This is a genomic window from Pseudomonas chlororaphis subsp. piscium, from assembly GCF_003850345.1.
GTDB lineage: Bacteria > Pseudomonadota > Gammaproteobacteria > Pseudomonadales > Pseudomonadaceae > Aquipseudomonas > Aquipseudomonas piscium.
Window position 1 is genome coordinate 6,819,382 of sequence record NZ_CP027707.1, and the last position, 20,944, is coordinate 6,840,325.

Consider the following 20,944-nt stretch of genomic DNA (forward strand, 5'->3'; position numbering starts at 1 on the left):
GCAGGCCCCTTGTCATGGGGTCTTCATCGTTTCAGCCGAGACGCTCTACATCAGGCAATTGCATGGCCCGGACCTCGTTCTGGAGAAAGTCGCTGAGGCGGCGCAAACGTTCGCCTCCAGGCCGGGTCTTGGGCCAGACCAGGTAGTAATTCTCGCCACTGGCCACCGCCGTCGGCCAGGGCAGGCTCAGGCGCCCCTGGGCCACATCCTCGGCCACCATCAGCAGATCGCCCATGGAAACCCCGTAGCCCCGGGCCGCGGCGATCATGCCCAACTCCAGAGTGTCGAACACCTGCCCGCCCTTGAGCGAGACCTGCTCGGACAGGCCCATGCGCTCCAGCCAGTTGCGCCAGTCGCGGCGATCCGGGGTCGGGTGCAGCAGCTCGGTGGCAGCCAGTCGTGCCACATCCCACGGCTGGTCGTTGAGCAGGTTGGGCGCGCCCACCGGGATCAGCAATTCCGGAAACAGGTAGCTGGCCTCCCAGTCCGGCGGAAAGTGGCCGTTGCTCAGCAGCACCGCGCAGTCGAAGGGCTCCTGGTTGAAGTCCACCGAATCGACGTCCATCCAGGCGCTGGTCAGTTGCACCTCGTTGCCCGGCTGCAGATGGCGGAACCGACTCAGGCGCGCCAGCAGCCAGCGCATGGTCAGGGTCGAGGGCGCCTTCATGCGCAGGATGTCGTCTTCAGCGCGCAAGGTATTGCAGGCGCGCTCGAGGGCGGTAAAACCTTCGCGGATGCCTGGCAGCAGCAGGCGCGCAGCTTCGGTCAGTTGCAGGTTGCGCCCGCTGCGCTGGAACAGCCGGCAGGCGAAGTGGTCTTCCAGGGTGCGGATATGCCGGCTGACCGCGCTCTGGGTGATCGACAGTTCCTCGGCCGCGCGGGTGAACGAGCTGTGTCGCGCCGCGGCTTCGAAGGCGCGCAAGGCATACAGGGGCGGAAGACGACGGGGCATGGCAGCACTCCACAGGCGCAATGGCGCCAAGTTACCAGAATCCGCCAGGCATGAGTTTTAATCATGCTACCAATCGTTTTTATCCCTTTGTGCAACTCGCCGCGAGCGCCGAGAATCAACCCTCTTAACTCCCTCCCCCGTATCGAGACCGATGACCATGCAGCATCCAGCACGCACCGAACTCTGGGCCATCCTGCGGCTGGCCGGGCCGCTGATCGCCTCACAGTTGGCGCACATGCTGATGGTGCTGACCGACACCCTGATGATGGCCCGCCTCAGCCCGGAAGCCCTGGCCGGCGGCGGTCTCGGCGCAGCCACCTATTCGTTCGTGTCGATCTTCTGCATCGGCGTGATCGCGGCGGTCGGTACCCTGGTCGCGATTCGCCAGGGCGCCGGCGACATCGAAGGCGCCACCCGCCTGACCCAGGCCGGGCTCTGGCTGGCGTGGCTGATGGCGCTGGTCGCCGGCCTGCTGCTGTGGAACCTCAAGCCGGTATTGCTGCTGTTCGGCCAGACCGAAACCAACGTGCAGTCCGCCGGCCAGTTCCTGCTGATCCTGCCGTTCGCCCTGCCCGGCTACCTGAGCTTCATGGCCCTGCGCGGCTTCACCAGCGCCATCGGCCGCGCCACGCCGGTGATGGTCATCAGCTTGGCCGGCACCCTGGCCAACTTCCTGCTCAATTACGCCTTGATCACCGGCATGTTCGGCCTGCCGAAACTGGGGCTGGTGGGGATCGGCCTGGTCACCGCGATCGTCGCCAACTGCATGGCCCTGGCGCTGGCCTGGCACATCAAGCGCCACCCGGCCTACGCCGCCTACCCGCTGCGCCAGGGCCTGGCGCGGCCCAATCGCCACTACCTGCGGGAACTCTGGCGCCTGGGCCTGCCCATCGGCGGCACCTATGCGGTGGAAGTCGGGCTGTTCGCCTTCGCCGCACTGTGCATGGGCACCATGGGCAGCACTCAGCTGGCGGCGCACCAGATCGCCCTGCAGATCGTCTCCGTGGCCTTCATGGTGCCGGCCGGGATCTCCTACGCGATCACCATGCGCATCGGCCAGCACTACGGCGCCGGGCAGCTGTTGCACGCGCGTATGGCCGGGCGAGTCGGGATCGCCTTTGGCGGCGCGGCCATGCTGGGCTTCGCCATGGTGTTCTGGCTGCTGCCGAACCAGTTGATCGGGCTGTTCCTCGACCATAACGACCCGGCCTTTCGCGATGTGATCAACCTCGCGGTCAGCTTGCTGGCGGTCGCGGCCTGGTTCGAGCTGTTCGACGGCACGCAGACCATCGCCATGGGTGCGATTCGCGGGCTCAAGGACGCCAAGACCACCTTCCTCGTGGGCCTGGGCTGCTATTGGCTGATCGGTGCACCGGCGGCCTGGTTGATGGCCTTCACCCTGGGCTGGGGGGCGACCGGCGTGTGGTGGGGCCTGGCATCAGGGCTGGCGTGCGCCGCCATCAGCCTGACCCTGGCCTTCGAATGGAAGATGCAACGGATGATTCGCCGGGAAGGCGCGGAACCCGCGCCACGGGATAACTTCCAGACCGCCCAGGATTCGCTGTAGCTGCAGGAGCCCGATTGCGCCTGCAGCTATGGCGGGGTGCCGTCAGATGACCTCGCCGGCCAGGGCCTGCTGGCTTCTGCCAAACGTCAGGTATTCCACCAGTTCCGCCAGCGGCAGCGGCTTGCTGATCAGGTAGCCCTGCGCCTGATCGCAACCGAAGCTGCGCAGCAACGCCAACTGTTCGGGGGTTTCCACGCCTTCGGCCACCACCTCGAGATGGAGGTTGTGGGCCAGGTTGATCATGGCGTGCACCAGCTTGCGGTTCTCTTCGCGCTGCTCCATGCCGCCGACGAAGCTCTTGTCGATCTTGAGCAGGGCAATCGGCAGGCTGTTGAGGTGCACGAAAGACGAGAACCCGGTGCCGAAGTCGTCCAGGGAAAACCGCACCCCCAGCCTGCCCAGCGCATCCATGGTCTGCTTGACCAGGTCGCTGCGGCGCATCACCGCGGTTTCGGTCAGCTCGAACTCCAGCCATTGCGCCTCGACACCACGCTCGGCAATCAGCCGGCTGAGGGTCGACAGCAGCTGGCTGTCCTGGAACTGGCGGAACGACAGGTTGACCGCCATGTGCAGCGGCGCCAGGCCGCGTTCGCGCAGGGCCTGCATGTCGCGCAGCGCCCGGGAAATCACCCAGTAGCCCAGCGGCACGATCAGGCCGCTCTGCTCGGCCAGCGGCACGAACTCGCTCGGCGGCAACAACCCGCGCTCGCCATGGCGCCAGCGCACCAGGGCTTCGAGGCCGACGATCTGCCCGTCATGCAGGTTCAGGCGCGGCTGGTAGTGCAGCTCCAGCTCGTCGCGGCGCAAGGCCCGGCGCAGTTCGCTTTCCAGGTCGGCGAGGCTGCGGGCATTGCGGTTGATGCGTTCGTTGAAGATATGAAAGGTACAGCCCTGGGTACTTTTGGCCTGCTGCATGGCGATGTGCGCGTGCCACATCAGCGGGTCGGCGCCGGCATTCGCCCTGGCGTGGGCGATGCCCAGGCTGCAGCCGATCAACAGGCTTTCACCGTCGATCCAGTACGGCTCGGCCATGACTTCGGCGATGCGTTCGGCCATCCACTCGGCGCGTTGCGGCGCCCGGCGGGTATCGATCAGCAGGGCGAATTCGTCGCTACCCAGGCGCGCCAGCTGGTCCCCGGCCTCAAGCTGGCTCTTGAGCCGCGAGACCACTTGCAGGATCAACCGGTCGCCGGCCTGGTGGCCCAACGCATCGTTGGCATGCCGGAAGTTGTCCAGGTCCAGGTGCCCCAGCGCCAGTCCGCGCCCTTCGTTTTCCGCCAGGCGCGCCGCCAGCAGGGTCTGGAAACCTTGGCGGTTGGCGATGCCGGTCAAAGGGTCCTGCTCGGCCAGGCGCAACAGGGTGCTTTCCAGCACCCCGCGCTCGCGCACATGGCGCAGGCAACGGCGCACTGTATCGGCGCTGAGATTTTTATTCACCAGCCAGTCGCTGGCGCCGGCTGGCGTATTCAGCGGCTCCTGCTCCAGCAGCAATACCGTGGGCAGGCTGCAACGACCGGGTGCCGGTTGCAGTTGGGGAACGGTTAACAGAATCGCAGAGCGATCTTCGTCGAACAGACGGCTGACAGATTCCCAGGTCGGCGCACTGATCAGCACCACCGAGTCTCCCAACGGAGCGAGACACTCGCGCAACAACGCTGCCCACGCCGGCTCTTCGGCCAGCAGCAGCAAGCGCAAGGGTTCGACAGGCTTAGACAAGCTAGCTCCCTAGACTCTGTAATAGAAGTTGGCGGCGGGCATTATGACGCGTAGATAAACAATGACAAATGATATTGATTATCAAACGCAATTTCTTGTACCGCTCTAACTCGAACATTAGACGCATATTCAGCGCGCATCCTGAGGGAAAGTATCAAAACCGGCAAATTTAGATAGCGTGCTGCGTCACAAGTCGGAGAGAGCAGCAGAATCCGTTCATCCTGTTAAAATGCCCGCCCATTTCGTTACAGACCCCTTTTTTCGTCATGTCCCGACTCAATCCCCGGCAGCAAGAAGCCGTGAACTATGTCGGCGGCCCTCTTTTGGTGCTCGCCGGTGCTGGCTCCGGCAAGACCAGTGTAATCACGCGCAAGATCGCCCACCTGATCCAGAACTGCGGCATTCGCGCGCAGTACATCGTCGCCATGACCTTCACCAACAAGGCCGCGCGGGAGATGAAGGAACGGGTCGGCACCCTGCTGCGCAGTGGCGAGGGCCGCGGCCTGACCGTGTCGACCTTCCACAACCTGGGGCTGAACATCATCCGCAAGGAGCATGTGCGGCTGGGCTACAAGCCGGGCTTCTCGATCTTCGACGAGACCGACGTCAAGGCCCTGATGACCGACATCATGCAAAAGGAATACTCGGGCGACGACGGCGTCGACGAGATCAAGAACATGATCGGCGCCTGGAAGAACGACCTGATCCTGCCGGCCCAGGCCCTGGAAAACTCGCGCAATCCCAAGGAACAGACCGCGGCCATCGTCTACACCCACTACCAGCGCACGCTCAAGGCGTTCAACGCGGTGGACTTCGACGACCTGATCCTGCTGCCGGTGAAGCTGTTCGAGGAGCACGCTGACATCCTGGAGAAGTGGCAGAACAAGGTGCGCTACCTGCTGGTGGACGAATACCAGGACACCAACGCCAGCCAGTACCTGCTGGTGAAAATGCTTATCGGCAAGCGCAACCAGTTCACCGTGGTGGGCGACGACGACCAGTCGATCTACGCCTGGCGCGGCGCCCGCCCGGAAAACCTGATGCTGCTCAAGGAGGACTACCCGTCCTTGAAGGTGGTGATGCTCGAGCAGAACTACCGCTCCACCAGCCGCATCCTGCGCTGCGCCAACGTGCTGATCTCCAACAACCCCCACGAGTTCGAGAAACAGCTGTGGAGCGAGATGGGCCACGGCGACGAGATCCGCGTGATCCGCTGCCGCAACGAGGACGCCGAGGCCGAGCGGGTGGCCATGGAAATCCTCAGCCTGCACCTGCGCACCGACCGGCCCTACAGCGATTTCGCGATCCTCTATCGCGGTAACTACCAGGCCAAGCTGATCGAGCTGAAGCTGCAGCATCACCAGATTCCCTATCGCCTGTCCGGCGGCAACAGCTTCTTCGGCCGCCAGGAAGTGAAGGACCTGATGGCCTACTTCCGCCTGATCGTGAACCCGGACGACGACAACGCCTTCCTGCGGGTGATCAACGTGCCGCGCCGGGAAATCGGCTCCACCACCCTGGAAAAGCTCGGCAACTACGCCACCGAACGCAAGATCTCGATGTACGCCGCCACCGACGAAATCGGCCTGGGCGAACACCTGGACAGCCGCTTCACCGACCGCCTGGCGCGCTTCAAGCGCTTCATGGACAAGGTGCGCGAGCAGTGCGCCGGCGAAGACCCGATCTCCGCCCTGCGCAGCATGGTCATGGACATCGACTACGAGAACTGGCTGCGCACCAACAGCTCCAGCGACAAGGCCGCCGACTACCGCATGGGTAACGTGTGGTTCCTGATCGAGGCGCTGAAGAACACCCTGGAAAAAGACGAAGACGGCGAAATGACCGTCGAAGACGCCATCGGCAAGCTGGTGTTGCGCGACATGCTGGAGCGTCAGCAGGAAGAGGAAGACGGCGCCGAGGGCGTGCAGATGATGACCCTGCATGCGTCCAAGGGCCTGGAATTCCCCTATGTATTCATCATGGGCATGGAGGAGGAAATCCTCCCCCACCGCTCCAGTATCGAAGCCGATACCATCGAGGAAGAACGCCGCCTGGCCTACGTGGGCATCACCCGCGCGCGCCAGACCCTGGCCTTCACCTTCGCCGCCAAGCGCAAGCAGTACGGTGAAGTCATCGACTGCGCCCCCAGCCGCTTCCTCGACGAACTGCCGCCGGACGACCTGGCGTGGGAAGGCAACGACGACACCCCGACCGAAGTCAAAGCTGTTCGCGGCAATAACGCGCTGGCGGATATACGGGCGATGTTAAAACGCTAGAATCGAACACTTTTTAGCCGCAGCATTTTTAACCGAACACCTTTTATCAGAGCTCAGGCGCCCAAGGCGCCAACAGAGGAAAGCTTCATGGAAGCACTGCACAAGAAAATTCGCGAAGAAGGCATAGTGCTTTCCGACCAGGTCCTGAAAGTCGACGCCTTTCTGAACCACCAGATCGACCCGACCTTGATGAAGCTGATCGGCGACGAATTCGCCACGCTGTTCAAGGATTCGGGCATCACCAAGATCGTCACCATCGAAGCCTCGGGCATCGCTCCGGCGATCATGACCGGCCTGAACCTGGGCGTACCGGTGATCTTCGCGCGCAAGCACCAGTCCCTGACCCTGACCGAGAACCTGCTGTCGGCGACCGTGTACTCGTTCACCAAGCAGACCGAAAGCACCGTGGCGATTTCCCCGCGTCACCTGACCAGCAGCGACCGCGTGCTGATCATCGATGACTTCCTGGCCAACGGTAAGGCGTCCCAGGCACTGATCTCGATCATCAAGCAAGCGGGCGCTACCGTGGCCGGCCTGGGCATCGTGATCGAGAAGTCGTTCCAGGGCGGCCGCGCCGAACTGGACGCGCAAGGCTATCGCGTGGAATCCCTGGCCCGGGTCAAGTCCCTGGCCGGTGGCGTGGTGACCTTTATCTAAAGAGGCTTCGCCTCTTCAAGCGCAAGCAAGCCTCGCACCTACAGACGCCACCCGCATCTGTAGGAGCGAGGCTTGCCCGCGATGACGCTGCCAGGCGTCTACCTTATGCCTGCGCCGTCTCGCGTAATGCGGCCAGCAGTAAACGCTGATAGATCTCCTCGCGCCAACCATCGGGCTTCACCAGTTGCATCCGCTGCAGATGCGCCGGGAAGGCCTCGGGCGGTGGAGCGTCCAGCGCCGCCTTGCCCAATTCGAGAATCTCGCTGAGCTTGAACTTGCTCTTCAGCCAGTTCAGCGCCCGCAGCAAATCCCGCTCCTCCGCGCTGAAGTCGCTGCCCAACGGATACTCCGGGAACAGATGCCGATGCTGCGCCTGGATCGCTAGCAGGCGTTGCGGGTGGTTGTCGCTGAAACGCGAATCGAGGTGGAAATCCTTGGGCAACTTGCCGGCCTTCTGCGCCTGTTCGATCAGGCCCGGCTGGAACCGCGAGTCGCTGATATTGAGCAGCGCCTCGATCACCTTCGCATCGGTCTTGCCGCGCAGATCGGCGATGCCGTACTCGGTGACCACGATGTCCCGCAGGTGCCGCGGGATGGTGCAATGGCCGTACTCCCAGACAATGTTGGAGCTGACCAGGCCCGCGGATTCGCGCCAGCTGCGCAGAATCAGGATCGAGCGCGCGCCTCGCAGCGCATGGCCCTGGGCAACGAAGTTGTATTGCCCGCCGACGCCACTGAGCACCCGGCCGTCTTCCAGCTGATCCGCCACCCCGGCGCCGAGCAGGGTGACTATGATCGAGCTGTTGATAAAGCGCGCATCCAGGCGCTGCAGGCGCTTGAGTTCTTCGTTGCCGTACAGCTCGTTGATGTAGCTGATGGCGGTCATGTTGAACTCGCCGAGCTTGCTCTTGGGCAGATCCCTGAGGCGCTGGTAGAAGCTGCGCGGCCCGAGGAAAAAGCCGCCATGCACCGACACCCCGCCCAGCGCCTGGTCTTCATCCAGCGTCCCGGCGTTGGCCTGCTGCTGCAGGGCCACCGAGGGATAGACCTTGCGCCGTACGATGCCGGCATCGGCCAGGGCCAGCAGGCCGTTGACGAACATCTCGCTGCAGCCATAAAGGCCCTTGGCGAAAGGCTCCACCCCGCCTTCGCGCTCGATCAGCGGCTTCCAGCACTGGATCTCCAGGTCCGCCAGCAGCGCCCGATAGCCGTCGTTGTCCGCCTGGCGCGCCAGCAATGCCGCTGTCAGTGCATCGCCCATGGAGCCGATGCCAATCTGCAAGGTGCCGCCATCGCGCACCAGGGTGCTGGCGTGCAAACCGATAAAGTGATCCTGGAAACCCACCGGCATGTTCGGCGTGGAAAACAGCGTGCTGCCCTCCTCTTCGTCGATCAGCAGGTCGAAGGTGGCGGCGTCGAGCTCGGCGTCCCCCGGCATGTAGGGCAGGTCGCGATGCACCTGGCCCAGCAGCAGAATGGTTTCACCGGCGGCGCGGCGCTCGGCGATCATCGGCAACAGGTCGAGGGTGATGTCCGGGTTGCAACTCAGGCTCAGGCGGTCGGCCTGTTGCGGGTCCCGGGCCACCAGTTGGGCGACCAGGTTCAGGCCGGCGGCATTGATGTCGCGCGCGGCGTGGCTGTAGTTGCTGCAGACGTAATCCTGCTGCGCCGTCGCGCTGTTGAGCAGGCTGCCGGGCTGCATGAAGAACTGTTCGATATGGATATTGGCCGGCACCTGGTTGCGGTGCAGGTCGGCAAGGAATTCCAGCTCGGGGTAGTCGCCGAAGACCTGTTCGATAAAGGGTTCGAGGAAGCGCCGTTGCAGGCCATCGCCCAATGGCGGGCGGCCCAGGCTCAGGGCGGTGTAAATGGTCAACTGACGCTCGGGCAGCTGCGCGACCCGACGATACAGGGCATTGGCGAAGCGGTTGGGTTTGCCCAGCCCCAGGGGCATGCCCATGTGAATATGCGCCGGCAAGCGTGCCAGGACCTCATCGACCGCCAGCTCGATAGAACATGACTGCACCATCCGATCCTCCAGAACCTTCCATGAATTGAGGTTGGACCGAGATTGCCGGGTCTTTGCTGCAATGAACAGTCCCGGTCGAATCGCAGGCATGAAAAAAGCCGCTCGTAAGCGGCTTTTTTGCGGAAGATGCGGGCTTATTTCAAACCGGACATTTTCTGGATCGCGCCTTTGAGCTCGTCATCGGAGCAGTCGGCGCAGGTGCCTTTAGGCGGCATTGCGTTCAAGCCAGTGATGGCCTTGGCCAGCAGACCGTCGAGACCGCCCTGGTGATCCGCACGGTCTTTCCAGGCTGCGGCGTCGCCGATTTTCGGCGCACCCAGCAGGCCGGAGCCGTGGCAAGCATTGCAATGCTTGGCAATCACTTCGTCTGGAGTCTTCGCACCACCGCCACCGGCGGCAACAGCGACTTCCATGCCCTTGCATTCCTGACCTTGGACGCAGACCTGGCCAACCGGCTCGAGGCGCTTGGCAATGTCGTCGTTGGTCGCAGCTTGAGCGCTGACAGCCCAGAGGGCCAATACGGTTGCTGGTGCAGCCAGCATTTTCATAATTAGGTTCACGCGTACACCCTCAATGGTGGCTAGTCACGCCCACGGCCACGGTTTCGCGGGCGGGCGCAAGTATAGCGGTTAGCCCGCCACTCTGAAACAACCCTAGATTCAAAGGGGGATTAGAGAGAGGCGAAATGCTGCTTCGGGCACCGCTGCAATCCTTGCAGGACGCCTCTTCTATTAGAAGTTCGCGGGCGTGGCTGCGCTGATTAGTCGCGCGGGTGCATCGAAAGGATTACGGAAACGGTGTGGCTTGGTGCTTTCGAAATAGTAGCTGTCACCGGCTTCGAGCACGAATGTCTCAAGGCCCACCACCAGCTCCAGGCGTCCTTCCACGAGAATCCCGGTTTCCTCGCCTTCATGGGTGAGCATCTCTTCCCCGGTATCGGCGCCCGGTGGATAGATCTCGTTGAGAAAAGCGATCGCCCGGCTCGGATGCGCCCGGCCCACCAGTTTCATGGTCACCGCGCCATCGGAAATATCGATCAACTCGTTGGCTTTGTAGACGATCTGGGTGGGTTTTTCCTGGAGGATTTCTTCCGAGAAAAACTCGACCATCGACATGGGAATACCGCCAAGAACCTTTCTCAGCGAACTGATCGAGGGGCTGACGCTATTCTTCTCGATCATCGAAATGGTGCTGTTGGTGACGCCCGCGCGCTTGGCGAGTTCACGCTGGGAAAGGCCTTTGAGTTTACGGATGGATTGCAGTCGTTCACCGACGTCCAATGCGGCAGCCTCCTAGGGATCAGGCGTTGTTCTAGTTGAGCGTTATCATGGCGATAGCGTTCAGTATTTACAACACTTGGGCCCCAATCCCAGGAGGCAAGGCGACTTTCGGCAGTGCGCGGCGCTGCTCAGTCCCCGGAATAGACGCGTGGCACCCGGCGCAGGTTGCAGAACAGCTGGTAAGGGATGGTATCGGCGGCGGCCGCCAGCTCGCTGGCGAGAATGTTCTTGCCCCACAGCTCGACGGTAGAACCCAGCCCGGCCTCTGGCACGTCGGTCAGGTCGATGCACAGCATGTCCATGGATACCCGGCCGAGCAGCTGGGTCCGCTGCCCCGCCACCAGCACCGGCGCACCGGTCGGCGCATGCCGCGGATAACCGTCGGCGTACCCCATGGCCACCACGCCGATACGCATCGGCCGCGGCGTGACGAATTTGGCGCCATACCCCACCGGCTCGCCGGCCGGCAGTTCGCGCACGCAGATCACCTTCGACTCCAGGGTCATCACCGGTTGCAGGCGCGCGGCCAGCGGATGCGGCTCTTCGAACGGGGTAGAGCCATACAACATGATGCCGGGGCGCACCCAGTCGCTGGGGATGTGCGGCCAACCGAGCACGGCTGGCGAGTTGCGCAGGCTGATCTCGGCGGACAAGCCCTGGCGCGCCGCCTCGAACACCGCGACCTGCTCGTCGCTGCGACTGCAACTGAGCTCGTCGGCGCGGGCAAAGTGGCTCATCAGCACGATCTTCGCCACCTTGCCGCTGGCCAGCAGCCGTTGATAGGCCGGCTGATAATCCTTGGGATGCAGGCCGACGCGGTGCATGCCCGAATCCAGCTTGAGCCATACCGTCAGCGGCTTGGCGACGGTGGCTTGCTCGATGGCTTCCAGCTGCCACAACGAATGCACCACGCACCAGAAATCATGCTCGACGATCAGGTCCAGCTCGTCGGCCTCGAAAAAACCTTCGAGCAGCAATATCGGCGCGCGAATCCCCGCCGCCCGCAGCTCCAGGGCCTCTTCGATGCAGGCCACGGCAAAGCCATCGGCCTCGGCTTCCAGCGCCTGGGCGCAGCGCACCGCGCCATGGCCATAGGCATCGGCCTTGATCACCGCGAGCGCACGGGCGCCCGGCGACGCTTCGCGGGCCAGTTGGTAGTTGTGACGCAGGGCTTGAAGATCGATCAGGGCACGGGCAGGACGCATGGCGGCAGACTTCTAGGCGGTCATGTGGGAAGAAAAAACCGGCGCCGGCCGACAGGGTTAACTATCGGTAGCGCCGGGAGAGGGATCTTGCTTAAGGCAGAGCGGCCACGACGGACAGCTCGACCAGGATTTCCGGCTCGCAAAGCTTGGCTTCGACGGTTGCGCGGGCTGGCGCGACGCCTTTTGGCATCCACTGGTCCCATACGCTGTTCATCCCGGCGAAGTGCGCATCGATGTCCTTCAGGTAGATGGTCACCGACAACAGGCGCGACTTGTCGGTACCGGCCAGATCCAGCAAACGCTCGATATTGGCGAGGGTTTCACGGGTCTGCTGCTCAATCCCGGCGTTCATGTCGTCGCCGACTTGCCCGGCCAGATACACGGTGCCGTTGTGAACGACGATCTGGCTCATGCGCTCATTGGTGAGCTGGCGCTGGATTGACATGTTTTGCAGGCTCCTGAGGATTACCGTAACGAGAAATATCGAGACCTTCGGCGCTGATCTGCGGCTTTTTCTTCGCCATCAGGTCAGCCAGCAGACGACCGGAACCACAGGCCATGGTCCAGCCAAGCGTGCCATGCCCCGTGTTCAAGAACAGGTTGCGCATGGGCGTGGCGCCGACGATCGGCGTGCCGTCCGGGGTGGTAGGACGCAGGCCGGTCCAGAAACTGGCCTGGGACAGATCACCGCCCTGAGGATAAAGATCGTTGACGATCATCTCCAGCGTTTCGCGCCGGCGTGGGTTCAGCGAGAGGTCAAAACCGGCGATTTCAGCCATGCCGCCAACGCGAATACGGTTGTCGAAACGGGTGATCGCCACCTTGTAGGTTTCGTCGAGGATGGTCGAAGTCGGGGCCATGGCCGGGTTGGTGATCGGCACGGTCAGCGAGTAACCCTTGAGCGGATACACCGGAGCCTTGATGCCCAGCGGCTTGAGCAGTTGCGGCGAGTAGCTGCCGAGGGCCAGCACGTAGCGGTCGGCGGTTTCCAGCTTGCCGTCGATCCAGACGCCATTGATGCGGTCGCCGGCGAAGTCCAGGCGCTGGATGTCCTGGTCGAAGCGGAATTCCACACCCAGCTTGGAGCACATTTGCGCCAGGCGCGTGGTGAACATCTGGCAGTCGCCGGTCTGGTCGTTCGGCAGGCGCAGGGCGCCGGCCAGGATGTCGGTGACGCTGGCCAGGGCCGGTTCGACGCGGGCGATGCCTTCACGGTCCAGCAGCTCGAAAGGCACGCCGGACTCCTTGAGCACGGCGATATCCTTGGCCGCTCCATCCAGTTGCGCCTGGGTGCGGAACAGCTGGGTGGTCCCCAGGCTGCGGCCTTCATAAGCGATGCCGGTTTCCAAGCGCAGTTCGTCGAGGCAGTCGCGGCTGTACTCGGACAGGCGGACCATGCGCTCCTTGTTCACCGCGTAGCGGGCAGCGGTGCAGTTGCGCAGCATCTGCGCCATCCACAGGTATTGATCGATGTCGGCGGTGGCCTTGATCGCCAGCGGCGCATGGCGCTGCAGCAGCCACTTGATGGCCTTGAGCGGTACGCCCGGCGCGGCCCAGGGCGAGGCATAACCCGGCGAAACCTGGCCGGCGTTGGCGAAGCTGGTTTCCATGGCAACGGCCGGCTGACGGTCGACAACGGTCACTTCGAAACCGGCACGGGCCAGATAGTAGGCACTGGTGGTACCGATCACGCCGCTACCCAAGACCAGAACGCGCATTTTCATATCCCTCATCGCGGATAACCGCTGACGTTTGTTATTCAGAGCGAAGATGCGCGCAGTATAAAAAGCAACGGCCAGTGCTTTTCACTATATAAACGCCTATATTTGGCGAGAATTCTCGGCAAAAACCCTTTTCACGGAGGCGCATCCCCTATGCGTACCAACCATCAGACAAAGCGCGAGCTAGACAAGATCGATCGCAATATCCTGCGCATCCTGCAGGCCGATGGACGCATCTCCTTTACCGAGCTGGGGGAAAAGGTCGGGCTGTCGACCACACCGTGCACCGAGCGGGTCCGCCGCCTGGAGCGCGAAGGCATCATCATGGGCTACAACGCCCGCCTCAACCCGCAGCACCTCAAGGGTAGCCTGCTGGTGTTCGTCGAAATCAGCCTGGACTACAAGTCCGGCGACACCTTCGAGGAGTTCCGGCGCGCGGTGCTGAAACTGCCGCACGTACTGGAATGCCACCTGGTGTCGGGGGACTTCGACTATCTGGTGAAAGCGCGGATTTCCGAAATGGCCTCGTACCGCAAACTGCTGGGCGACATCCTGCTCAAACTGCCCCACGTGCGCGAATCCAAGAGCTATATCGTGATGGAAGAGGTGAAAGAGAGCCTGAGCCTGCCGATTCCGGATTGATTGCAGCCGGCCGGGACCTGTGTCGTCAGGGTAATCGCTATCGCGGGCAAGCCTCGCACCTACAGGTTAGGCGACCCCCGTAGGAGCGAGGCTTGCCCGCGATGGCTTTGGATCAGACCAGCACCTGCCGGGTGCTCGCCATGTATTCATGGATCTGCTTCTCCACCCGGGGGTGGATCAGCTCCACCGGGCGCCGGCCATTGGGGCATGGCAGGCTCGGCGTGGTCCCGAACAGGCGACAGATCAGCGGCCGCTCGTCATACACCGTGCAGCCGTTGGGCCCCAGGTGCACACAGTTCAGCTCTTCCATCGCCGCGTCCTGCTCGGCCCGGGTCTTGCGCGGCAGGCGCGACATCTCTTCGGTCGAGGTAGTGACCGGACCGCAGCAGTCATGACAGCCGGGCACGCACTCGAACGAGGGGATCTGCTGTCGGAGCATGCGGACTTTCTGGCTGTTGCAGCTCATCGAAGCGCTTACCGGGAGTATGGAGAGGCGGCGATTTTGCCCTAAAAGCCCTGTTCCAGACAGCACTGGCCGACCAATGTTGCCGCGCCGGAAAGGTCCGGCTTATGCTCCGTCAAATTTTCCAAACACACGAATCAGGATGATCCACATGAGCACCCGTGTTCAGCCGTCGGGGCCAGGCCATTCGCACCCCGCCTCCTACTACGCCGCCAGCAGCCTGCCCCAGCCCGAATATCCGGCGCTGGCCGGCGAGCAGGTGGCGGATGTCTGCGTGGTCGGCGGCGGCTTCTCCGGGCTCAACACCGCGATCGAGCTGGCCGAGCGCGGGCTCAGCGTCATTCTGCTGGAAGCGCGCAAGATCGGCTGGGGCGCCAGCGGGCGCAACGGCGGGCAACTGATTCGCGGGGTGGGTCACGGCCTCGAGCAGTTCGCCCCAATAATCGGCGAAGACGGCGTACGCCAGATGAAACTGATGGGCCTGGAAGCGGTGGAAATCGTCCGCCAGCGCATCGAACGCTTCCAGATCCCTTGCGACCTGACCTGGGGTTATTGCGACCTGGCCAACAAACCGCGCGACCTCGAAGGTTTCGCCGAAGATGCCCAAGAGCTGCGCGACCTGGGCTATCGCCATGAAACCCGCCTGCTGCAAGCCCATGAGATGCACAGCGTGGTGGGTTCCGACCGTTACGTCGGCGGCCTGATCGACATGGGCTCGGGGCACCTGCACCCGCTGAACCTGGCCCTGGGCGAAGCCGCGGTGGCGCAGCAACTGGGTGTGCGCCTGTTCGAACACTCGGCCGTGACCCGTATCGATTACGGGCCGCTGGTCAAAGTCCATACCGCCCAGGGATCGGTGCGCGCCAACAGCCTGGTGCTGGGGTGCAACGCCTACCTCAACGATCTCAACCCGCAACTGGGTGGCAAGGTGCTGCCAGCCGGCAGCTACATCATCGCCACCGAGCCCTTGAGCGAAGAGCTGGCCCATGCCCTGTTGCCACAGAACATGGCGGTCTGCGACCAGCGGGTGGCCCTGGACTACTACCGCCTTTCGGCCGACCGCCGCTTGCTGTTCGGCGGCGCCTGCCATTATTCCGGCCGCGACCCGCAGGACATTGCTGCTTATATGCGGCCGAAGATGCTGCAGGTGTTCCCGCAGCTGGCGGCCGTGAAGATCGACTATCAATGGGGCGGCATGATCGGCATCGGCGCCAACCGCCTGCCGCAGATCGGCCGGCTCAAGGACCAGCCCAATGTGTATTACGCCCAGGCCTATTCGGGCCACGGCGTGAATGCCACGCACCTGGCCGGCAAGCTGCTGGCCGAAGCCATCAGTGGCCAGCAGAGCGGCGGATTCGACCTGTTCGCCCAGGTCCCGCACATCACCTTCCCGGGCGGCAAGCACCTGCGCTCGCCCCTGCTGGTGCTGGGGATGCTCTGGCATCGGTTGAAAGAGCTGGTCTGATAGCTGTAGTCGCCACGCGACAGACATGAAAAAGGCCGCATCCGGTGAAGTCGGATGCGGCCTTTTTGTGGTCGTTGCGCCAGCAACGACCTGTCAGCGAATGTTCAAAGCCGCCAGAACGGCTTGAGCCCTTCCTGCCGCGCCTGTTCGCGACTCAGGCCGATATCGCGCAACTGTTCGGGGGTCAGCTCAAGCAGCGCCTTGCGTGTACGCAGTCGATGCCAGTACAAGCCCCAGAGACCGAGGCCGGACGGCGCATTGTGGACGGACGTCGCCCCTGCTGCCCGCTCCTGCCCAGCCGCCAGTTCCTGACTGTGTAACGACAGACGCACATCGCTCAAGCCATTCATTTTTGCTGCTCCTGTTTACTTGGGTCGCTATGAGCAGACATCATGCGCGGGAACCAAAAACCATTACAGATTCAAAGATCCGCTATTATCCCCATACAGAATTCCCCCTATCTGGGCTGAATCCTGTAATTTTGCACCATCTGTACTGGTTACCCGATTAAATCACCCCGAGGCTGCGCCATGACCCTGTACGTCAATCTCGCCGAACTGCTGGGCACACGTATCGAACAAGGCTTCTATCGCCCCGGCGACCGGCTGCCGTCGGTACGGGCCTTGAGTGTCGAACACGGGGTCAGCCTGAGTACCGTGCAGCAGGCTTATCGGGTGCTGGAGGACAGCGGCCTGGCGACGCCCAAGCCCAAGTCCGGTTACTTCGTGCCGGTCAGCCGCGAGCTGCCGGCATTGCCCGCGGTGGGCCGGCCGGCGCAGCGGCCGGTGGAGATTTCGCAGTGGGACCAGGTGCTGGAACTGATCCGCAGCGTGCCGCGCAAGGACATCGTCCAGCTGGGTCGCGGCATGCCCGACGTCACCAGCCCGACCCTCAAGCCCCTGCTGCGCGGGCTGGCCCGCATCAGCCGGCGCCAGGACATGCCCGGTCTGTATTACGACACCATCTACGGCGTGCATGAACTGCGCGAACAGCTGGCGCGGCTGATGCTCGACTCCGGCTGCCAGCTCGGCGCCAACGACCTGGTGATCACCACCGGCTGCCATGAAGCCCTGTCCACCAGCATCCGTGCCACCTGCGAGCCCGGGGACATCGTCGCCGTCGACTCGCCGAGCTTCCACGGCGCCATGCAGACCCTCAAGGGCCTGGGCATGAAGGCCCTGGAAATCCCCACCGACCCGCTCACCGGCATCAGCCTCGACGCCCTGGAACTGGCCCTGGAGCAATGGCCGATCAAGGCCATACAGTTGACCCCCAACTGCAACAATCCGCTGGGCTATATCATGCCGGAGTCGCGCAAACGGGCCCTGCTGACCCTGGCCCAGCGCTTCGATGTGGCGATCATCGAAGACGATGTGTATGGCGAGCTGTCCTACACCTACCCACGCCCGCGGACCATCAAGTCGTTCGACGACGATGGCCGGGTGCTGCTCTGCAGCTCCTTCTCCAAAACCCTGGCGCCGGGGCTGCGCATCGGCTGGGTCGCGCCCGGGCGCTACCTGGAACGGGTGCTGCACATGAAATACATCAGCACCGGCTCCACCGCTCCGCAACCGCAGATCGCCATCGCCGAATTCCTCAAGAGCGGCAATTTCGAGCCCCACCTGCGGCGCATGCGCACCCAGTACCAACGCAACCGCGACCTGATGATCGACTGGGTCAGCCGCTACTTCCCCACCGGTACCCGCGCCAGCCGGCCACAGGGCGGGTTCATGCTGTGGGTCGAGCTGCCGGAAGGCTTCGACACCCTGCGCCTGAACCGTGCGCTGCTCGGCCAGGGCGTACAGATTGCGGTGGGCAGCATCTTTTCGGCCTCGGGCAAGTACCGCAATTGCCTGCGGATGAACTACGCTGCCAAGCCAACCCCACAGATCGAGGAAGCCGTGCGCAAAGTGGGGGCCGCTGCCATCAAGCTGCTGGCTGAAGAGCGCGCAACGGACTGACTTTTTCCTGTGAAACCGGCGTCACGGCTAGACCACCGCTGCGATTCGAGATGAGCTGACTTGAGATCCAGACAAGCCCTGGCTTCCCTTATGCTGATCGCACTGTGCCTGAGCGGCTGCGTCAGCCTGAATGTGCCTCGTGAGCCCAGCCAGGCGCTGCCGGCCGCCGACTCGGCCTTCGGTCGCTCGATCCAGGCCCAGGCCGCCCCCTACCAGGGTCGCTCCGGCTTTCGTCTGCTGTCCGACAGCAGCGAAGCCTTCATGGCCCGCGCCGAACTGATCCGCAATGCCCAAAGCAGCCTCGACCTGCAGTACTACATCGTCCATGACGGCATCAGCACCCGGATGCTGGTGGACGAACTGCTCAAGGCCGCCGACCGCGGCGTGCGCATCCGTATTCTGCTGGACGACACCACCAGCGACGGCCTGGACCAGATCATCGCCACCCTCGCCGCCCATCCGCAGGTACAGATCCGCCTGTTCAACCCCCTGCACCTGGGACGCAGCACCGGCGTGACCCGTACCATGGGGCGCCTGTTCAACCTGTCGCGGCAACATCGACGGATGCACAACAAGCTGTGGCTGGCGGACAACAGCGCGGCTATCGTCGGCGGGCGCAACCTGGGGGACGAGTACTTCGATGCTGAACCCAACCTGAACTTCACCGACATCGACATCCTCGGCGTCGGCCCGGTGGCCGAACAGCTCGGGCACAGCTTCGACCAGTACTGGAACAGTGCCCTGAGCAAACCCATCGGCGAGTTTCTGTCACGCCTGCCATCGGCCAGGGAACTGGCCAACACCCGGCTGCGCCTGGAGCAATCGCTGGGCGAGGCGCAGCAACAGAACCATGCGTTGTTTCAGGAGCTCAAGACCTATCGGACCCAGCCACGCATGAACGCCTGGCGCAAAGAGCTGGTCTGGGCCTGGAACCAGGCGCTGTGGGATGCCCCGAGCAAGGTCCTGTCCAACGGCGAGCCCGACCCGCGCCTGCTGCTGACCACCCAGCTGGCGCCAGAGCTGCAAGGTGTCAGCAAAGAGCTGATGATGGTTTCGGCCTACTTCGTCCCCGGCCAACCAGGCCTGGTCTACCTCACCGGGCGCGCCGACGCCGGGGTTGCGGTGAGCCTGCTGACCAACTCCCTGGAAGCCACCGACGTACCGGCGGTCCACGGTGGCTACGCGCCCTATCGCAAGGCGCTGCTGCAACACGGCGTGAAACTCTACGAACTCAGGCGCCAACCCGGTAACGGCGGCGGCAGCGGCCCCCATCTGTTTCACAGTGGCTCGTATCGCGGCTCGGACTCCAGCCTGCACAGCAAGGCGATGATTTTCGACCGTCAGAAGTCCTTTATCGGCTCCTTCAATTTCGACCCGCGCTCGGTGCTGTGGAACACCGAAGTCGGGGTGCTGGTGGACAGCCCCGAGCTGGCCGAGCGCGTTCGCAGCCTGGCGCTGCAAGGCATGGCGCCTGCCCTGAGCTACGAAGCGAAGCTGCAGGACGGCAAGCTGGTCTGGGTCACCGAAGACAACCAGCAACTGCACACCCTGAGCCGCGAGCCGGGCAGCTGGTGGCGGCGCTTCAATGCCTGGATGAGCAATACCATCGGCTTTGAACGGATGCTCTGACCCCTTCTCCTGTAGGAGCGAGCTTGCTCGCGATAGCGGAATCACATTCAACCAGGATGTTGCCTGTCAGTCCCTCATCGCGGGCAAGCCTCGCTCCTACAAGGTTTGTGGCTGGGCCGCGCCAAACGCGCCTTCACGCAACAACAGCACAATCAGCCCCAGGGCCCCGGCCGCCATCAGCAACAGCAAGGCATGCCCGCTGATCCACTGGCTGCCCGCCCCCGCCACCAGCGGCCCGATCAGGCAACCGATACCCCACAGCTGGGCGACGTGGGCATTGGCGCGTACCAGCGCATCGTCACGGTAGCGTTCGCCGATCAGAATCAACGACAAGGTGAACAGGCCGCCGGCGCTGGCGCCGAACAGCACCCACAGCGGCCAGATCAGCAGGGTGTCGAGCAGCAACGGAATGGCCAGGCTCGACAGCAGCAGGATCACCGCACAGCCAGCAAACAAGGCACGCCGCGATACGCGGTCGGCCAAGGCGCCAATCGGCAGCTGCAACAAGGCATCGCCCACCACCACGGTGCTGACCATCGCCAGGGCGATGTCCTCGGTAAACCCCTGGCGCAGGCAATAGACCGGCAGCAGGGTCAGGATCATCGCTTCAAACGCGGCGAACAGCGCCACCGCCCAGCCAATGGCCGGCAGGCCACGGCAGAACCGCCACAGATCGCCGAAGGTCACGCTGCAGGACTCGCTGCTCGGCGCACCGCTGCGGCCCATCAGCAGTAGGGGCGACACCACCAGCAGCACGACGCCCACCCAGAAACCGTAGTCATGCTCGGTGCCCAAGGCTCCCAGCAGCAGCGGGCCAGCCAACTGGCTCAGGGCGTAGCTGCTGCCGTACAGCGCCACCAGGCGACCGCGCCACTGCTCCACAACCAGTTGGTTGATCCAGCTTTCGCCGAGAATGAAGACGATGGTCAGCACCACACCAATCATCAGCCGCAGTACCAGCCACAGGGGATAACTCGGCAACAGCGCCAGCAGGCCAATGGAGATCGCCCCGCCCCACAGGCACAGGCGCATCAGTCCCGCCGTGCCGAAGCGCGCCGCCAGACGGCTGGAAACCTTCGCCCCGAGCAAGACGCCAATCGCCGGCATCGAGGCCATCACCCCGATTGCAAAGGGTCCATAACCCCAGCTCTCCAGGCGAAACGACACCAGCGGCATGCTCACGCCCAGGGCCAGGCCCACACTCAGGACAGCCGCCAAAACGGCGAAGTAAGTTGCCCAGCGCATTTCCACGCTCCTGTGGATGGTTTTTTTCATGACAGAGACAACGCAGCCGGACCTCCCTTGCGGAAAGTCCGGCTGCGATATGGATCGGGTAACGGTGCGCGGGATGGCGTCTGTTCAGACGCCCGATATCCGCGCC

Annotated in this window: 18 protein-coding genes; 7 read left to right on the forward strand and 11 right to left on the reverse strand. The window is 63.4% G+C overall.

What is annotated here, in order from left to right:
- Positions 1-31: 31 nt before the first annotated feature.
- The gene (locus tag C4K38_RS31090) at positions 32-952 is read right to left on the reverse strand and encodes a LysR substrate-binding domain-containing protein (protein WP_009051546.1); all 921 of its coding nucleotides are present in this window, start codon (positions 950-952) and stop codon (positions 32-34) included.
- A 157-nt stretch (positions 953-1,109) separates the two neighbouring features.
- On the opposite strand from C4K38_RS31090, the gene C4K38_RS31095 reads away from it, so the two are divergent.
- Positions 1,110-2,519 carry a NorM family multidrug efflux MATE transporter gene (locus tag C4K38_RS31095; RefSeq protein ID WP_172833165.1) on the forward strand — a complete coding sequence of 470 codons (1,410 nt, stop codon included), beginning with the start codon at positions 1,110-1,112 and terminating at the stop codon, positions 2,517-2,519.
- Between the two features lie 42 nt (positions 2,520-2,561).
- Here the strand turns inward: C4K38_RS31095 and C4K38_RS31100 are convergent, their stop codons facing one another.
- Positions 2,562-4,235, reverse strand: a complete 1,674-nt coding sequence (locus C4K38_RS31100) for a putative bifunctional diguanylate cyclase/phosphodiesterase (protein ID WP_053281416.1) — start codon at positions 4,233-4,235, stop codon at positions 2,562-2,564.
- 266 nt (positions 4,236-4,501) lie between these two features.
- Between C4K38_RS31100 and rep the strand changes: the two genes are divergently transcribed.
- On the forward strand, positions 4,502-6,511 hold the full coding sequence (gene rep / locus C4K38_RS31105) for a DNA helicase Rep (RefSeq protein WP_025807029.1): 2,010 nt from the start codon (positions 4,502-4,504) through the stop codon (positions 6,509-6,511).
- Between the two features lie 87 nt (positions 6,512-6,598).
- Entirely contained in the window at positions 6,599-7,168 is a 570-nt protein-coding gene (locus C4K38_RS31110) for a xanthine phosphoribosyltransferase (protein WP_053281417.1), read from the forward strand.
- A 103-nt stretch (positions 7,169-7,271) separates the two neighbouring features.
- Here the strand turns inward: C4K38_RS31110 and C4K38_RS31115 are convergent, their stop codons facing one another.
- From C4K38_RS31115 to dadA, 6 genes are all read right to left on the reverse strand, one after another.
- Positions 7,272-9,197, reverse strand: a complete 1,926-nt coding sequence (locus tag C4K38_RS31115) for an acetyl-CoA hydrolase/transferase C-terminal domain-containing protein (RefSeq protein WP_053281418.1) — start codon at positions 9,195-9,197, stop codon at positions 7,272-7,274.
- Between the two features lie 134 nt (positions 9,198-9,331).
- The gene (locus C4K38_RS31120) at positions 9,332-9,745 is read right to left on the reverse strand and encodes a c-type cytochrome (RefSeq protein ID WP_053281419.1); all 414 of its coding nucleotides are present in this window, start codon (positions 9,743-9,745) and stop codon (positions 9,332-9,334) included.
- 183 nt (positions 9,746-9,928) lie between these two features.
- Positions 9,929-10,477, reverse strand: a complete 549-nt coding sequence (locus C4K38_RS31125; RefSeq protein WP_007932420.1) for a cupin domain-containing protein — start codon at positions 10,475-10,477, stop codon at positions 9,929-9,931.
- A 128-nt stretch (positions 10,478-10,605) separates the two neighbouring features.
- Positions 10,606-11,682: an alanine racemase gene (alr, locus tag C4K38_RS31130; protein WP_053281420.1), complete on the reverse strand. Its 1,077-nt coding sequence runs from the start codon at positions 11,680-11,682 to the stop codon at positions 10,606-10,608.
- Between the two features lie 91 nt (positions 11,683-11,773).
- Positions 11,774-12,127 carry a RidA family protein gene (locus tag C4K38_RS31135; RefSeq protein WP_025807025.1) on the reverse strand — a complete coding sequence of 118 codons (354 nt, stop codon included), beginning with the start codon at positions 12,125-12,127 and terminating at the stop codon, positions 11,774-11,776.
- Positions 12,099-13,400 carry a D-amino acid dehydrogenase gene (gene dadA / locus C4K38_RS31140; protein ID WP_053281447.1) on the reverse strand — a complete coding sequence of 434 codons (1,302 nt, stop codon included), beginning with the start codon at positions 13,398-13,400 and terminating at the stop codon, positions 12,099-12,101. Before dadA ends, C4K38_RS31135 begins: the two co-directional genes overlap by 29 nt.
- Positions 13,401-13,556: 156 nt before the next feature.
- On the opposite strand from dadA, the gene C4K38_RS31145 reads away from it, so the two are divergent.
- Positions 13,557-14,045 (forward strand): Lrp/AsnC ligand binding domain-containing protein, encoded by a 489-nt coding sequence (locus tag C4K38_RS31145; RefSeq protein WP_007932443.1) that lies wholly within the window; start codon positions 13,557-13,559, stop codon positions 14,043-14,045.
- Positions 14,046-14,157: 112 nt separating this feature from the next.
- On the opposite strand, the gene C4K38_RS31150 is transcribed toward C4K38_RS31145, so the two are convergent.
- Positions 14,158-14,511 carry a YkgJ family cysteine cluster protein gene (locus C4K38_RS31150; protein WP_009051553.1) on the reverse strand — a complete coding sequence of 118 codons (354 nt, stop codon included), beginning with the start codon at positions 14,509-14,511 and terminating at the stop codon, positions 14,158-14,160.
- Between the two features lie 148 nt (positions 14,512-14,659).
- On the opposite strand from C4K38_RS31150, the gene C4K38_RS31155 reads away from it, so the two are divergent.
- Entirely contained in the window at positions 14,660-15,973 is a 1,314-nt protein-coding gene (locus C4K38_RS31155) for an NAD(P)/FAD-dependent oxidoreductase (protein ID WP_053281421.1), read from the forward strand.
- 104 nt (positions 15,974-16,077) lie between these two features.
- On the opposite strand, the gene C4K38_RS31160 is transcribed toward C4K38_RS31155, so the two are convergent.
- Positions 16,078-16,323 (reverse strand): DUF1127 domain-containing protein, encoded by a 246-nt coding sequence (locus C4K38_RS31160; protein WP_025807022.1) that lies wholly within the window; start codon positions 16,321-16,323, stop codon positions 16,078-16,080.
- Positions 16,324-16,503: 180 nt separating this feature from the next.
- Here C4K38_RS31160 and C4K38_RS31165 point away from each other — a divergent pair, with 180 nt between their 5' ends.
- Positions 16,504-17,934, forward strand: a complete 1,431-nt coding sequence (locus C4K38_RS31165; RefSeq protein ID WP_025807021.1) for an aminotransferase-like domain-containing protein — start codon at positions 16,504-16,506, stop codon at positions 17,932-17,934.
- A gap of 60 nt (positions 17,935-17,994) precedes the next feature.
- The gene (locus C4K38_RS31170; RefSeq protein WP_124345327.1) at positions 17,995-19,563 is read left to right on the forward strand and encodes a phospholipase D family protein; all 1,569 of its coding nucleotides are present in this window, start codon (positions 17,995-17,997) and stop codon (positions 19,561-19,563) included.
- A gap of 96 nt (positions 19,564-19,659) precedes the next feature.
- Here the strand turns inward: C4K38_RS31170 and C4K38_RS31175 are convergent, their stop codons facing one another.
- Entirely contained in the window at positions 19,660-20,808 is a 1,149-nt protein-coding gene (locus C4K38_RS31175) for an MFS transporter (protein WP_053281423.1), read from the reverse strand.
- Between the last annotated feature and the right edge of the window lie 136 nt (positions 20,809-20,944).

What these genes read in the sequence shown, in the direction of transcription:
- C4K38_RS31090 (WP_009051546.1), bottom strand. Translation starts at nt 952, where the DNA reads ATGCCCCGTCGTCTTCCGCCCCTGTATGCCTTGCGCGCCTTCGAAGCC.
- C4K38_RS31095 (WP_172833165.1), top strand. Translation starts at nt 1,110, where the DNA reads ATGCAGCATCCAGCACGCACCGAACTCTGGGCCATCCTGCGGCTGGCC.
- rep (WP_025807029.1), top strand. Translation starts at nt 4,502, where the DNA reads ATGTCCCGACTCAATCCCCGGCAGCAAGAAGCCGTGAACTATGTCGGC.
- C4K38_RS31110 (WP_053281417.1), top strand. Translation starts at nt 6,599, where the DNA reads ATGGAAGCACTGCACAAGAAAATTCGCGAAGAAGGCATAGTGCTTTCC.
- C4K38_RS31115 (WP_053281418.1), bottom strand. Translation starts at nt 9,197, where the DNA reads ATGGTGCAGTCATGTTCTATCGAGCTGGCGGTCGATGAGGTCCTGGCA.
- C4K38_RS31120 (WP_053281419.1), bottom strand. Translation starts at nt 9,745, where the DNA reads ATGAAAATGCTGGCTGCACCAGCAACCGTATTGGCCCTCTGGGCTGTC.
- alr (WP_053281420.1), bottom strand. Translation starts at nt 11,682, where the DNA reads ATGCGTCCTGCCCGTGCCCTGATCGATCTTCAAGCCCTGCGTCACAAC.
- C4K38_RS31135 (WP_025807025.1), bottom strand. Translation starts at nt 12,127, where the DNA reads ATGTCAATCCAGCGCCAGCTCACCAATGAGCGCATGAGCCAGATCGTC.
- dadA (WP_053281447.1), bottom strand. Translation starts at nt 13,400, where the DNA reads ATGCGCGTTCTGGTCTTGGGTAGCGGCGTGATCGGTACCACCAGTGCC.
- C4K38_RS31145 (WP_007932443.1), top strand. Translation starts at nt 13,557, where the DNA reads ATGCGTACCAACCATCAGACAAAGCGCGAGCTAGACAAGATCGATCGC.
- C4K38_RS31150 (WP_009051553.1), bottom strand. Translation starts at nt 14,511, where the DNA reads ATGAGCTGCAACAGCCAGAAAGTCCGCATGCTCCGACAGCAGATCCCC.
- C4K38_RS31155 (WP_053281421.1), top strand. Translation starts at nt 14,660, where the DNA reads ATGAGCACCCGTGTTCAGCCGTCGGGGCCAGGCCATTCGCACCCCGCC.
- C4K38_RS31160 (WP_025807022.1), bottom strand. Translation starts at nt 16,323, where the DNA reads ATGAATGGCTTGAGCGATGTGCGTCTGTCGTTACACAGTCAGGAACTG.
- C4K38_RS31165 (WP_025807021.1), top strand. Translation starts at nt 16,504, where the DNA reads ATGACCCTGTACGTCAATCTCGCCGAACTGCTGGGCACACGTATCGAA.
- C4K38_RS31175 (WP_053281423.1), bottom strand. Translation starts at nt 20,808, where the DNA reads ATGCGCTGGGCAACTTACTTCGCCGTTTTGGCGGCTGTCCTGAGTGTG.